At 69.4% G+C, this 12781-nt stretch carries 16 protein-coding genes; all 16 read right to left on the bottom strand.

Annotated features, from left to right (window positions below):
* Position 1: 1 nt before the first annotated feature.
* The 16 genes from flgK to ACIPY8_RS16905 all read right to left on the bottom strand — a co-directional run bounded on the left by flgK (position 2) and on the right by ACIPY8_RS16905 (position 12694).
* On the bottom strand, positions 2-1408 hold the full coding sequence (gene flgK, locus ACIPY8_RS16980) for a flagellar hook-associated protein FlgK (RefSeq protein WP_400820709.1): 1407 nt from the start codon (positions 1406-1408) through the stop codon (positions 2-4).
* Positions 1409-1413: 5 nt separating this feature from the next.
* Entirely contained in the window at positions 1414-1896 is a 483-nt protein-coding gene (gene flgN, locus ACIPY8_RS16975) for a flagellar export chaperone FlgN (RefSeq protein ID WP_400820707.1), read from the bottom strand.
* A 121-nt stretch (positions 1897-2017) separates the two neighbouring features.
* Complete coding sequence (csrA, locus tag ACIPY8_RS16970) at positions 2018-2266, bottom strand: carbon storage regulator CsrA (RefSeq protein WP_400820705.1); 249 nt, start codon at positions 2264-2266, stop codon at positions 2018-2020.
* A gap of 85 nt (positions 2267-2351) precedes the next feature.
* Positions 2352-2576 (bottom strand): DUF2283 domain-containing protein, encoded by a 225-nt coding sequence (locus ACIPY8_RS16965; RefSeq protein WP_400820703.1) that lies wholly within the window; start codon positions 2574-2576, stop codon positions 2352-2354.
* The gene (locus ACIPY8_RS16960) at positions 2573-3457 is read right to left on the bottom strand and encodes a DUF4258 domain-containing protein (RefSeq protein ID WP_400820700.1); all 885 of its coding nucleotides are present in this window, start codon (positions 3455-3457) and stop codon (positions 2573-2575) included. The genes ACIPY8_RS16965 and ACIPY8_RS16960 overlap by 4 nt, the downstream gene beginning before the upstream one ends.
* 156 nt (positions 3458-3613) lie before the next feature.
* Positions 3614-5677 carry a flagellar biosynthesis protein FlhA gene (locus ACIPY8_RS16955; protein ID WP_400820697.1) on the bottom strand — a complete coding sequence of 688 codons (2064 nt, stop codon included), beginning with the start codon at positions 5675-5677 and terminating at the stop codon, positions 3614-3616.
* Between the two features lie 41 nt (positions 5678-5718).
* Positions 5719-6825, bottom strand: coding sequence for a flagellar biosynthesis protein FlhB (locus tag ACIPY8_RS16950; protein ID WP_400820695.1), 1107 nt, complete (start codon positions 6823-6825; stop codon positions 5719-5721).
* Entirely contained in the window at positions 6822-7583 is a 762-nt protein-coding gene (locus tag ACIPY8_RS16945) for a flagellar biosynthetic protein FliR (protein WP_400820692.1), read from the bottom strand. The genes ACIPY8_RS16950 and ACIPY8_RS16945 overlap by 4 nt, the downstream gene beginning before the upstream one ends.
* The gene (gene fliQ, locus ACIPY8_RS16940) at positions 7583-7858 is read right to left on the bottom strand and encodes a flagellar biosynthesis protein FliQ (protein WP_363365684.1); all 276 of its coding nucleotides are present in this window, start codon (positions 7856-7858) and stop codon (positions 7583-7585) included. The genes ACIPY8_RS16945 and fliQ overlap by 1 nt, the downstream gene beginning before the upstream one ends.
* The gene (fliP, locus tag ACIPY8_RS16935) at positions 7855-8694 is read right to left on the bottom strand and encodes a flagellar type III secretion system pore protein FliP (RefSeq protein ID WP_400820688.1); all 840 of its coding nucleotides are present in this window, start codon (positions 8692-8694) and stop codon (positions 7855-7857) included. Before fliP ends, fliQ begins: the two co-directional genes overlap by 4 nt.
* Positions 8695-8811: 117 nt before the next feature.
* Positions 8812-9270 (bottom strand): flagellar biosynthetic protein FliO, encoded by a 459-nt coding sequence (locus tag ACIPY8_RS16930; protein ID WP_400820685.1) that lies wholly within the window; start codon positions 9268-9270, stop codon positions 8812-8814.
* Between the two features lie 3 nt (positions 9271-9273).
* Complete coding sequence (locus ACIPY8_RS16925) at positions 9274-9927, bottom strand: FliM/FliN family flagellar motor switch protein (RefSeq protein WP_400820682.1); 654 nt, start codon at positions 9925-9927, stop codon at positions 9274-9276.
* The gene (locus tag ACIPY8_RS16920) at positions 9927-10847 is read right to left on the bottom strand and encodes a flagellar motor switch protein FliM (RefSeq protein WP_400820679.1); all 921 of its coding nucleotides are present in this window, start codon (positions 10845-10847) and stop codon (positions 9927-9929) included. The genes ACIPY8_RS16925 and ACIPY8_RS16920 overlap by 1 nt, the downstream gene beginning before the upstream one ends.
* Positions 10848-10854: 7 nt before the next feature.
* Positions 10855-11670, bottom strand: a complete 816-nt coding sequence (locus tag ACIPY8_RS16915; RefSeq protein ID WP_400820676.1) for a flagellar motor protein MotB — start codon at positions 11668-11670, stop codon at positions 10855-10857.
* Positions 11667-12461 (bottom strand): motility protein A, encoded by a 795-nt coding sequence (locus tag ACIPY8_RS16910; RefSeq protein WP_400820673.1) that lies wholly within the window; start codon positions 12459-12461, stop codon positions 11667-11669. Before ACIPY8_RS16910 ends, ACIPY8_RS16915 begins: the two co-directional genes overlap by 4 nt.
* Before the next feature lie 2 nt (positions 12462-12463).
* Positions 12464-12694 (bottom strand): flagellar FlbD family protein, encoded by a 231-nt coding sequence (locus ACIPY8_RS16905; RefSeq protein WP_400820671.1) that lies wholly within the window; start codon positions 12692-12694, stop codon positions 12464-12466.
* Between the last annotated feature and the right edge of the window lie 87 nt (positions 12695-12781).

Genomic DNA, 12781 nt, shown 5'->3' with positions numbered 1-12781 from the left:
ATCAGCGGCCCACCAGGCCGGTGCGGTTGATGAGCAGGTCGAGCGCCTCGTCGACCGCCGTGAGCACACGCGCGGCCGCCTGGTAGGCGGTCTGATAGGTCAGCAGATTGATGGTCTCCTCGTCGCCGTCGACCGAGGCGTTCGACTGCTGGGCCGTCACGGCGGCCACGGCCCCCATGTCGGCGATGTCGGCGCGCTGCCGGTCGCCCGCGACGGTGACCGCGAATCCGGTCACGAAACTCGACCACACCTTGCTGGGCCCGCCGGCCGAGGTGCCGAGCGCGCTGATGCGATCGGCGATCGTCGTGTCCTTCGCACCCGCGCCCGGCGCCGCGAGAGCGAGGTCGGCGAGTCCGGTGGGGATCACCCGGAGGCCGAGAGCCGCTGGGCCGCTCGGGTCGAGGGCGAAGAAGTCGCCGCCCGCCGCACCCGTCGGCGTCTGACCGGTGCGGTGCACGTCGTTCACCGCGGTCGCGAGCGCGACGGCCGTCTCGTTGTACGCGGCGGCCACGGCCGCGAGCGTGCCGCCGTCGGAGGCCGGTGCGAGCGTGCTGATCGTGCCGCCGATGGTTCCGCCGGTGACCGCGATGGGCGCCGCGGGGCGATCCGCCCACGCGACCGTGATGCGCCCGGCATCGGCGATGGTGCGCGGGCCGCTCACGTCGAGCGACCGGCTCGCGTCACCCGAGACGAGCGCGTTGCCGTCGACGCGCAGCGTGAGCGTGCCGTCCGCCTCGACGACACCGGTCGCGCCCACCGAGGACGCCAGCTGCTGCGTGAGCACCCCGCGCTGATCGATGAGCTCGTTCGCGTTGCGCCCCGAGAGCAGCGCGTCCCGGATCTGTCCGTTGAGCGACGCGACCTGGCCGGCGACCGCGTTGACGTCGGCGACCTGCCGGTCGACCTGGCCGCGAAGGTCCGACCACTGACCGGCGACGGACTGGTAGCCCGCGGCCACCTGCCCGATGAGCACCTGCGCGTTCGTGAGCACGACCTGCGCCGCCGCGGCGTCCGGCGTGTTCGCGAGATCGGACCATCCGGCCCAGAAGCGATTGAGGTTGGCGGCGAGCCCGTCCGCGGTGGGTTCGGCCATGGCCGCTTCGACCTGACCGGCGGCAGTGGCCCGCGCGACCCAGAAGCCCGAGGCTCCGAGCGCGTCGCGCACCCGGGCGTCGAGCAGGTTGTCGCCGAGGCGGGCCACGCCCGTGACGTCCACGCCCGAACCGACGGCGAAGCGCGTAGGCCACAGCCCCGACTGTCCTGGTGCGGCCGACGGCGTCTGCTCGAGCCGCTGGCGGGTGTATCCCGCGGTCGTCTGGTTCGCGATGTTCTGGCCCGTGACGGTCATGCCTGCGCGTGCGGCCGCGAGGGCGGACTCGGCGAGCCGCAGTCCGGCGAAGGAGGACATCGACGTCACACCCTCGTGTCGAGGAGTCGGGCATCCGCGTCGCGCACGACGTCGCCCGAGGAGGCGTACTCCCCCGTCGGCGTGCCGAGCCCGGCGATGGTCTCCTGCGTCACCCGGATCGCGGCGCGCAGTCGCTGCTCGTTGACCTTCTTCATCTCGCCGATCTCGTCGGCGAGGGTCGTCATGGCATCGAGGTGACCGGTCATGACCTCGCGCCAGGCGTCGGTCGGCGCGGCGTCGATCAGCTCGCGGAGCGTCGTCGCCTCGGGGACGCCCCACTCGTCGGCGACCGCGACGACGAGCGTGTCTCGGGAGAGGGCGACGGTCGGCATGGCCGCGAGGACCCGGTCGACCTCGTTCGCGGCATGGTGGATCCAGCGGTTGCGCCCGGTGGCGAGGAGCATCTGCTGCTCGTCGAGCTTGAAGAGCAGCACCTCGAGCAGATCGCGCTCGCGCATCAGCTGCATGCTCAGATCATGAGCGGCCACGGTGGTCACCTCGTCAGTTCAGTGGTCCGTGACGGGTCCCCGCCCGTCACATTCACGACTATCGCGACAACGTGATCCGGGGTAACTCGGGCTGCATGGGGAGAACTCCCCATTGACAGCCTCAGGGAGCCGTGCTGATGCGGGCGAGCGCCCCGAGCAGGGCGGTCTCCGCGGCCTCGTCGGACGAGGTGTGGACGGCTTCCTGGTTGGCGTCGCCGACCGCCAGGACGATCTCGGCGCGGTTGATGCGCTTGTCGCGAGGGGCGTCGATCCCCACCCGCACTCCCCCGGGCGTGACCGCGAGGATCGTCACCGTGATGTCGTCGCCGATGAGGATGCTCTCGTTCGCGCGCCTCGTGAGTACCAGCATGCCGTCCGCCTTCCATGGCTGGCGCACCGTCGCACGCCCGCTCACCAAACTAGCGCACGTTCCGCTCGTAAATGAGAGGAACGCTTCAGATCCGTTCGGCCTCCGCGAGCGCTTCCGGCCGAAGGAGAGCGCTGGCAGAGAGGATCTCCATCCCGATCACGTGACCCTCCGTGTCGAAATCGAGAATGATCTCTCCGCGTCCCCCAGGCGGGTAGATCTCGGGGATCTGGGCAACCGCTTCACCATCCGCGACTCGCGGCCCGACCGCAAGATAGGCCGCATCCGCCTCAGGATCGTATCGAATCTTCATCGCCCTCCACTGCTTCCTCCGCCCCCGGAGCGGGTGACGGTGATGATGGTCCCCGTCTTGTCGTTCACGACAACTCGAATCCCGTTCGCTTCGAACACCGAGGTTCCCTTCTCATTGCCCTTGGTCCTGCGCCCCTCCTGCAAGGCAATCTTCACGAGATTCTCGGTGATGTTTCGTTCTGCGATCTGTTTGAGTGCGTGCTTCGACCACTGTGCCACAAGGCGAAGCAGGGGGATCCAGAATGGGTCTGCCACGACTGGATACGTGGCGCCCACGTGGTGCACGACCTGCACGAGAGAGGCTCCGCGAACCTCATAGTGAGTCGGCACAGCCGCACCGACCGCGTCCTTTGCCCAGGGGGCTGGCACATACGCAAGAACCGCTCCATCATGGCTTTCCACGGACACGCTGCCGTCGTGGTTGAGAATCGGCGTTGCATCCTTTGGGAGTGTCAGTTCGTACTCGTACTCGACCGGCGCGTCGGGCGAGTCGATGACCGTCAGTAACTGCAGAGCGCCGCCATCCCTCCGCAGTGGCACGGTGCTGGAGCCATCTCCATTCACGTACCCGACAACACCGTCTTCCCTCACCACAACTTGCTGCTCCCCATCGACAGACGGGAGGTCGACCGTCAGCGGACCTTCCGAAGTGTGCAGGTCGATGCCTTCAGCGGGGTTCAATGGAATCTGGACGGCCGCGACTTGCGTCCTGCTGAGAATCGCAGCGTCCACGACATCAGGAGCAATCGACTCGATATCCGCCACGGGGTGCTCATGACCGGACTCATCATCGCCTTGGGCAGCACTGATCGGGAATACGGCGAGGGAAATCGCCAGCAGGGCGGCGCCCATCTTGGTGATGAGGACGTTGCGGCGCTGCATCGTCGGTCCTGCCATTCGATGGACGGGGCGGAGAAGGATCACTCGAGATCGTCCTCTGCTCCCTCCGATATGGCGGCATGCACTCCCGATGACACGTGCGGGCGTCGAGCGACGCCGGACGGGCTCCAGCATCACTAACTCAGCGAAATGCCGAAATCAGTTTCCGATCGGGAGGGCGGACGGCGCGATGCGCACGACGCCGACGACGTCGGTCGCAAATCCGCCCGCGCCGGCCTCGTCGTACGACAGCACCGGGAGGCCGCGCACCTGGGCCGCGACCATCCGACGGACGGCCGGGCGCAACGACGGCGCGCAGACCAGCACCGGGTCGGGACCCGAGGGATCGATCTCGGTGACCGTGCGGCGGATGCTCTCGATCAGCTGCATGGTCGATTCCGGAGCGAGCACGATCTGCGGCTGACCGTCGACGACGCGCATGCCCTCGAGCATCTGCTGCTCCAGCATCGGCTCGAACATCACGACCCGCAGGCGACCGTCGTCGGCGAATCGGGCGGCGATCGCGGGACCGAGGGCCGTCCGAGCCGCCTCGATCAGACCGGGGGTGTCCGTGGCGGTCTTGGCGCGGAGCGCGAGCGCCTCGTAGATCCGGGCGAGGTCGTTGATCGCCACGCGCTCGGCGAGAAGGCCGGCCAGCACGCGCTGGATCGCCGCGAGCGACAGCATCGCGGGCGTGAGCTCCTCCACGGTCGCAGGGCTCGACTGCTTGAGGTGCTCCGTGAGCTGCCGCACGTCCTCCAGGGACAGCAGCCGGTCGGCCTGGCTCTGCACGACGTCGGAGAGGTGCGTGATGATGACGCTCGCCCGGTCGATCACCGTCGCGCCGGCCATGTCGGCCGCGTGCGACATCTCCGTGGGCACCCACTTGCCTTCGAGCCCGAAGACGGGATCCGTGACCGCCGTGCCGGGAAGCTGCTCCAGTCCCGCGCCGATCGCGAGCACGTGCCCGCGCGGGACCGTGCCCCGGCCGACCTCGACGCCCGCGATGAGCAGCGCGTAGGTCTGCGCCGGGAGCTCGATGTTGTCGCGCGTGCGCACCGGAGGCATGAGGATGCCGATGTCGAGCGCCAGCTTGCGGCGCAGCGACTTCACGCGCGTCAGCAGATCCCCCTGGCCGCCGGAGGCGAGGTCGACGATGTCCGGCGAGAGCGAGATCTCCAGGGCGTGCACGCGCATCCGGTCCATGAGCTCCTCCGGGCCCTCGGCCGCCGCCTCCGCCGCCTCCAGCTGCTGCGCGTCTGTGACGAGCGCGGCCTCGCGGGCCTCGTTGGCGCGGACACGCGAGGCCGCGAACAGCAGGAGGCATCCGATCGCGAGGAACACGACCACCGGCATCCCGGGGATGAACCCCATGGCGCACGCCGCCAGGCCGGTGATGAGGAGGGCGTTGCGCGACTGCATGAGCTGACGACCCGCCGCCTGGCCCATCTCGGCCTCGACGTTCTCGCGGGTCACGATCATGCCCGTGGACACCGCCATGAGCAGCGCCGGGATCTGCGTGACGAGACCGTCGCCGATGGTGAGGATGCTGTACGTCTCCAGCGCCTCGCCCATCTCCATGCCGCGCTGTGCCATGCCGATGATGATGCCGCCGACGAAGTTGATGACCACGATCACGATGCCCGCGATCGCGTCGCCCTTCACGAACTTCGAGGCACCGTCCATCGCGCCGTAGAAGTCCGCCTCCGCCGCGACCTCCGCTCGGCGCTTCCGCGCCTGCTCCTCGGTGATGAGCCCGGCATTGAGGTCGGCGTCGATCGCCATCTGCTTGCCGGGCATAGCGTCGAGCGTGAAGCGCGCCCCGACCTCGGCGACGCGCTCGGCGCCCTTCGTGACGACGACGAACTGGATCACGGTCAGGATGAGGAAGATCACGGCGCCGATCACGAGGGAGCCGCTGATCGTGATCTGGCCGAATGCCTGGATGACCTGCCCGGCGTGCGCCTCGCTGAGCACCAGACGCGTCGAGGCCACGTTGAGCCCCAGACGGAACAGCGTCGCCACGAGCAAGAGGCTCGGGAAGACCGAGAACTCGAGGGGCTTCTTGACGAACATCGCCGTGAGCAGGATCAACAGGGCGAACGAGATGTTGACGACGATGAGCACGTCGAGCAGCGGGGTGGGGATGGGGACGATGAGCAGCAGGATGATGCCGACGACGCCGACGGGCACCGCGCCCTTGGACAGCAGCTGACCGATCATTCTTCTCTCGTTCTCTCGTGCCTGTGCGATTCCGACCGGAGTCAGAGCCCGCGGTCTCTCGTGCTCGCGAAGGGCATGGTGTGGGTGCCGCGCGCCGAACCGCGACGCTTCAGGTGCTCGATGAAGGCCAGCACCTGGGCGACGGCGGTGTAGAGCTCCTCCGGGATCTCACGTCCGATGTCGCACGCGGCGTGCAGCGCGCGGGCGAGCGGCACGTCGCGCACCATCGGCACCCCGGTCTCCTCGGCCTTCTCCCGGATCTTCTGCGCCACGACACCCGCCCCCTTGGCGACGACGCGAGGGGCGGACTTGCCGGGCTCGTACCGCAGCGCGACCGCGACGTGGGTGGGGTTGACGAGCACGACGTCGCTGTCTCCCACGGCGGCGATCATGCGGTTGCGGCTCAGGGCGATCTGTCGCGAGCGGCGCTGGGAGCGCACGAGCGGGTCGCCCTCGGTCTTCTTGTGCTCGTCCTTCGCCTCCTTCTTCGTCATGTGCGTGTGCTTGCGGTTGCGGCGCATGACGACGGCGACGTCGATCGCCGCGAGGAGGATGCCGACCGCCACGGCCACCTGCAGGAGCGCGACCGCTCCCCCTGCAGCCTGTTCGAGGAGCCAGGTGATGTTGTGACTGCCGCTCGCCATGAGCACGGGCACGAGTCCCGACACGACGATCCACAGCGACAGGCCGATCGCGACCGTCTTCAGAAGCGCCTTGACGCCCTCCCACAGAGCCTGCTGTCCGAAGACGCGCTTGAGTCCGGCGACGACGTTGAACTGCTCCGCGCGCATGGTCACGCCGCGCAGGTGGATGCCGCCCTGTGCGACCGCGGTCGCGGTGGTCGCGAGCAGGACGACGACGAGCATCGGCAGCAGGATGCCGCCGAGGGAGGCGACGGCGGCATCGAGAGCGTCGAGCGCCGCGGCGTCCGTCGGGTGCTGCGCGACCTGGGCGACCCGCAGGAACAGCTCGGTCGTGACCTGGGTGCCGGTCGCCACGGTGGGGACCATCATGACTGCCGCGGCCGCGATGCAGATCCACGCCGTGAAGTCCTGGCTGCGACCGATCTGCCCCTTGCGCCGCGCCTCCTTGAGACGCTGCTCGGTGGCCTTCTCGGTCCGTTCCCCGGTGTCGGCGGAGCTGCTCACCGGATCACCCCCAGGACGGTGCGGACCGCATCCTCGGCGATGGCGCCGACGACCCCCGGGAGCGCCGCGTACACGAAGCCGACGAGCACGAGGGTGAGCGCGATCTTGACCGGGAAGCCCATCGCGAACGCGTTCAACGCCGGTGCGACGCGGGTGACGAGGCCGAGTCCCACGTCGGCGAGGAAGAGCACGATGAGCAGCGGACCCGCGATCTGCACCGCGCTGAGCATCATCTGGCCCGCGGCGCCGACGAGCGCCTCGGCCGGCGACGACAGGTCGATCGTGCCGGTCACCGACACGGCGTCGAACGAGCGGAAGAGACCGCCGAGGACGAGCTGGTAGCCGTCCGAGGCGAACAGCAGGAGGATCGCGGTCATCTGGAACAGCCGCGTGAACTGCGCACCGTTGATCGCCATACCCGGGTCGAACGCCTGCGCCATCTGGAAGCCGCCGAACGTGTCGACGAGATGCCCGGCCCCCTGGATCGCGCTGAAGAGGATCATCACGAGGAACCCGAGGAGTGCGCCCGTGAGCGTCTGCCCGACCAGGGCCATCAGGAACGCTCCGGTGTCGAGCCGCTCGTACCCGTCGGTCACGACCGGCGACACCGCGAGGGCGAGTCCCGCCCCCAGCATGGCCTTGATGCGCATCGGGATCGTGCCGTGGCTGAACGGCGGCGCGATCACGAGGAAAGCCGTGATGCGCACGCAGGCGAGGGACGTCGCCTCGAGCCAGGTGAAGTCGATCGGGATGTCCATCATCCGCCGTTCAGCAGGCCGGGGATCCGCGCGAACATCTCGTTCGAGAAGGCGATGAGCTCGGCGATCATCCAGTGGCCGCTCACGAGCAGGGCGATCCCGACCGCGACGAGCTTGGGGACGAAGGAGATCGTCATCTCCTGCACCTGCGTGATCGACTGCAGGAGGGAGATCGCGAAGCCGACCACGAGCGCGGTGATGAGCAGCGGGGCGCACAGCTTCGCACCGAGGATCAGCGCTGCCTGACCGATGTCGATGACCGCCTCGGGGTTCATCCGCCACCTCCGGCGTACGACTGCACGAGGGCCGTGATGACCATCCCCCACCCGTCGATCAGGAGGAACAGCAGGATCTTGAACGGCAGCGAGATCATGACCGGCGGGAGCATCATCATGCCCATCGACATCAGGGCGCTCGCGACCACGAGGTCGATGACGAGGAACGGCACGAAGATCACGAAGCCGATGAGGAAGGCCGCGCGCAGTTCGCTGAGCATGAAGGCGGGAACGAGCGTCTGCAGCCCGATCTCCGACGGATCCGTCGGGTTGTCCATCTGCGCCGCGCGGTGCATGAGCGCGATGTCCTCCTCGCGCGTGTACGCGAGCATCCATTCCCGCAACGGCTGCTGGGCGCGCTCGAACGCACGCCCGAAGTCGATGTCACCCGCCGTGAAGGGGCTGACCGCGACCGCGTTGATGTCGGTGAGGACAGGCCACATGATGAACAGCGTCAGGAAGAGACTCAGCCCGGCGAGCACCTGATTGGGCGGGATCGACGGGAGCGAGAGCGCGTTGCGGGTCAACGCGAGGACCACGAAGATCTTCGTGAAGCTCGACATCATGAGCAGCAGCGCCGGGGCGACGCTGAGGACGGTGATGCCCAGCAGCGTCATGATGCTGTCGGACGGCGTGCCGTTGATGCCGTTGATCGTCACCCCGCCGCCGGTGCCGTCGCCCGAGTCGGTCGGATCGGTGGTCGCCGCATCCGCGCCGACCGCGGTGAACAGCACCCACAGCACCGCGACGGCCAGCGCGATCGCGATCAGGACCGTCGCGCGCCGACGTCGTCGAGCGCGCGCGGGCGGCGCGGAGACGAACGCGGATGGGGGCACGGCGGCACTCCGGAGAAAAGTGTCGAGGCCGATCCGTAGCCGAGGGGGCGAGCTATCCGTGCTCGTGGCCGACTATCGCGACACGGCACGCCGCCCGTAACCGCGAGTCGCCGCGGTTCAGGCGACCGAGCGCAGCGCGCGGTCCACGATGTCGTTCGGCGGCTCCACTGCCGTCGTCTCGTCGACCGGGAGCTCGTCCTCGACCGGTGGCGCCTCCTGCGTGTCGACGACGCTCACGCCGCTCTCGGTGACACCGAGCACGTAGCGGATGCCGCCGAACTCCGCGACCACGAGCTGCGTCTTGCCGCCGAGACCTGTCCGTGCGACGACGGTGATCTTCTCGGGCCGCGGCTTCACGCGCGTGCTGTGCCGCGGCGCCGGTCGCGCGGCCGTGCGCGGCGCGGGCTTCGAGGGCCGTTTCGCCGCGAGCGCGCCGAGTCCCTTGGGCAGCAGCCCGGACAGCGGGCTCTCGCCTCGAGCCTGGCTCTTCTGCAGACGCCGGCTCAGGAAGAGCAGCAGTCCGAGGACGGCGGCCAGCGCGACCACGGCGCGCAGCGCGACGAGCAGGTCGTCCATGGCTCAGACGACCTCGGCGCCGTCGAGGATGCGCTCGACGCGGATCGCGAAATCGCCCTCGGCGACCACGACCGTGCCGTGGCCGATCAGGCGGCCGTTGAGCTTGATGTCGGCGGGCGAACCCGCGGCGCGGTCCAGCTCGACCACGCGGCCGGGTTCGAGCGACAGCACGTCGCGCACCGGCATCCGCGTCCGTCCGATCTCGACGACGAGGTCCATCTCCACGCCCGCGATCCGGCTCAGACGCTGCGGTGCGGCCGCCGCCGCGTGCGCGCCGTCGACACGCACGGCGGCGCGAGCGACGACCGTGCCCTCGGCGTCGACCATGTCGAAGACCTGGGTCCCGGCATCGGCGAACACCGACTCCGCGAGGATCTCCTCGCCGGCCGCGAGCGTACCGGCCCCGAGCACCGCGACCGCCGCCTCGAGGATCGGGTGCAGGCGGTCGGCGAGCGGCGCGGTCGAGGAGCCGTCCTCGAGCTGCGAGGGGTCGAGAACCTGGATCGCGATCCGCGCGCCGGGCGAGCCCGTGAAGGTCGCCACGATCGCGGTACCCGTGGCGCCGGGATCCGTCGACGGCGCCGGGATGACCGGGTAGCCGAACGGCAGCCTGCCGGCAATCGCCGCGGCGACGGCGGTCTCGTGGAAGGTGCTCATCAGTGGGTCTCCTCTGAGGTGGTCGTGATCAGGCAGGTCAGTCGGGAGCCGCGGCTTCCGGGCGTCGCGAGCGCGATCCGCGTGTCACCGGCGACGAGTTCGAAGGGTCGGGTCTCGGGGTGCGGCAGGCGCAGCAGATCGCCCGGCGCGAGGTCGAGCACCTCACCGGCGCCGATCGTGAGCGGCGCGAGTCGCAGCGTGACCTCGAGCGGTGTGCTGCGCACCTGTTCGACGGTATGCGCCGGGGTGTGGGCCGCGGCCGCGTCCGATCCCGTCGCGGCGAGGCGGTCGGCCACCGCCGAGGCCGGGACCATGACGGTGGCCGTGGTCTCGGCGTCGCCCAGGCGCATCGAGTAGCGGGCCACGATCACGGCGGCCGCGGCCGAGATGACCTGCATGTACTGCGGGTTGTAGTGCACCGCCGAGAACCGCGGCTCGGCGGGGAGTAGACCGTCGAGCCCCGCGTTCAGGTGCTCGAAGGTGTCCTCCATGAGGTGACGGACCAGTGCGAGCTCGATCGGCGTGAACGTCCGCGGCTCGGGCAGCGACGTGCTGCGTCCCCCCATCATCTGCACGACCCACAGCAGGGCGCTGTCGAGGCCGAACTGCACGACGCACGGCTCCTCGCGTCCGCTCAGCGTACCGACCACCATCGCGGTGGTGACCGGCAGCGTCTCGGCGTACTCCTCGTACGACACAAGCTCGACGCGCTCGAGTGCGAGGTGCGCGCGGACGCGGACCTTGGCGGTGAGCTGGGCCGACCACAGTCGGGCGAAGGCCTCGAAGCCGGCCTCGAGATGACGGACGCTCTCGCGGTCCAGCTGCGCGGGGCGGCTGAAGTCGTACTCCGGGTACGCGTCCGACCGCGCGTCGCGCGTGGTCTCGGCGGGCTCGGCGGTCTGATCGGCAGTGATGGTCACAGGTCTCTCATTTCGCAGCGGCTCCCTGGACGATGGCGGGGATCAGCGCGCGCACCTGCTCCTCCTCGTTCGACTCGACGACGATGTCGACGCGCCTGTTGCTGGCGAGGGCCTCGGGAGAGTCCCCCTGCACGAGCGGACGCGTGTCCGAGTACGCGGTGGCCTTGACCCGCGGCCCGGCGATGCCCTCGTGCTCGACGAGGAACCGCGCGACCTGGGTGGCACGACCTCCCGACAGCTCCCAGTTCGTCGGGAACGGGTAGGCCGACACCCGGTGATCGGCGTGCCCCTCGATGCTCACCTGGTTGTCGACGGTCGTGAGCACGTCGCCGATCGAGTCGAGCACCGCATCGGCCGTACCCGAGAGATCGGTGCTGTTGTCTCCGAAGAACGTCTCGGCGCCGATGAGACCCACGCTGAGGCCGCGGTCGTCGATGACGAACTCGACCGTGTTCTGGAGTCCCTGGGCGGTGAGCGCCGTCAGCATCCGCTCCTTGAGCTCCTCGAGCGACTCGTACTCCGCGGTGGCCCTGGCCGTCAGATCGACCACGCCGTCCTCGTCCTGCATCTCCGGCGGCACCACGACGCCCTCGGCGGTGTCCGCGCCGCCTGCATGCGTCTCCTCCTGCCCGAAGCCCGAGGCGAGGCTGTTGGCGAGGAGCTCGAACTTGGTCGCATCGACGTTCGAGATCGCGAACAGCACGATGAACAGGCACATGAGCACCGTCACCATGTCGGCGTACGAGACCGCCCAGCGCTCGTCGGGCTCGTCATGGGAGTCGTCGCCGTGTCCGCGGCCGCGTGCGCGGCGTGCGGTGCTCATGCCGGGTCCTCGTTCGCGGGCGCCGCCTTGGCCTTCTTCGCCTTGGGCTTGACGGTCGACAGCGCCTCCAGTCGCTCCTGCAGGAGGTGCGGGGCGCTGCCGGCCTGGATCGCGAGCATGCCCTCGGCGACGAGCGTCATGCGCTCCAGCTCGACCGCTCCGATGCGGTTCAGCCGCCCGGCGATCGGGTTCCAGATGAAGTTCGCCGACAGGAGGCCCCACAGCGTCGCGACGAACGCGGCGGCGATCATCGGGCCGAGGTGATCGGGCTCGTCGAGCTTCTCGAGCACGTGCGTGAGCGAGACGACCGTGCCGACGATGCCGATCGTCGGCGCGTATCCGCCGAGCGAGGCGAAGAACTTCGCCGCCACGCGGTTCCGAGACGACGCGGCCTCGATCTCGTCGTCCATGACCGTGCGCAGATCCTCGGCGTCGGTGCCGTCGGCCAGCGCCTGGAGCGCCTGCCTCGTGAAGTCGTCCGGTGCTCCGTCGAGCTCCTGCTCGAGGGAGAGCAGCCCCTCTCCTCGCGCCTTCTCCGCGTACCCCACGAGGAACGGGATGACGGCCTCCGGCGTCATGCGCGGCCCGCGCACCATACGGCCGAGGCTCTGCACGGCGAGGCGGGTGTCGCGCAGCGTGTGGCTCGCGATGCCGACGCCGATCGTCGAGCCGAGCACGAGGATCATCGGCGCGGGGATGAGCAGCGCCTGGAAGCTCGCGCCCTCCATCGTGATCATGGCGACGAGCGCGCCGAACGCGAGGACGACGCCGATGAGGAATGCGGGATCCACGATCAGACCTCGGACCGGGGGGTCTTCTGTCCGGACGTGAGCGCCTGCGCGGCGCCGAGCACGCGGGCACGGTAGTCGACGACGAGGGCGATCACGGCATCCATGTCCTCGCGGACCACGTAGACGTGGCCGTCGACCATGTGCAGCGTGGTGTCCGGCGACTCCTGGATGCGCTCGATCAGGTCGGGGTTGACCGCGAACCTCGTGCTGTCGAGGCGGGTGACGGTGATCATCGAGCGTTCTCCGGACTTCGGATGGAGGGAGTCTGCCCCGACTATCGCGACACGGCCCGCCCCGGGTAACCAGGGCGGGCCGTGTGC

Origin of the sequence: Microbacterium sp. NPDC089696 (assembly GCF_044749125.1) — a bacterium.
GTDB lineage: Bacteria > Actinomycetota > Actinomycetes > Actinomycetales > Microbacteriaceae > Microbacterium.
The sequence above is the reverse complement of the archived record's forward strand: the minus strand, read 5'-3'. Positions and strand labels throughout refer to the sequence as shown.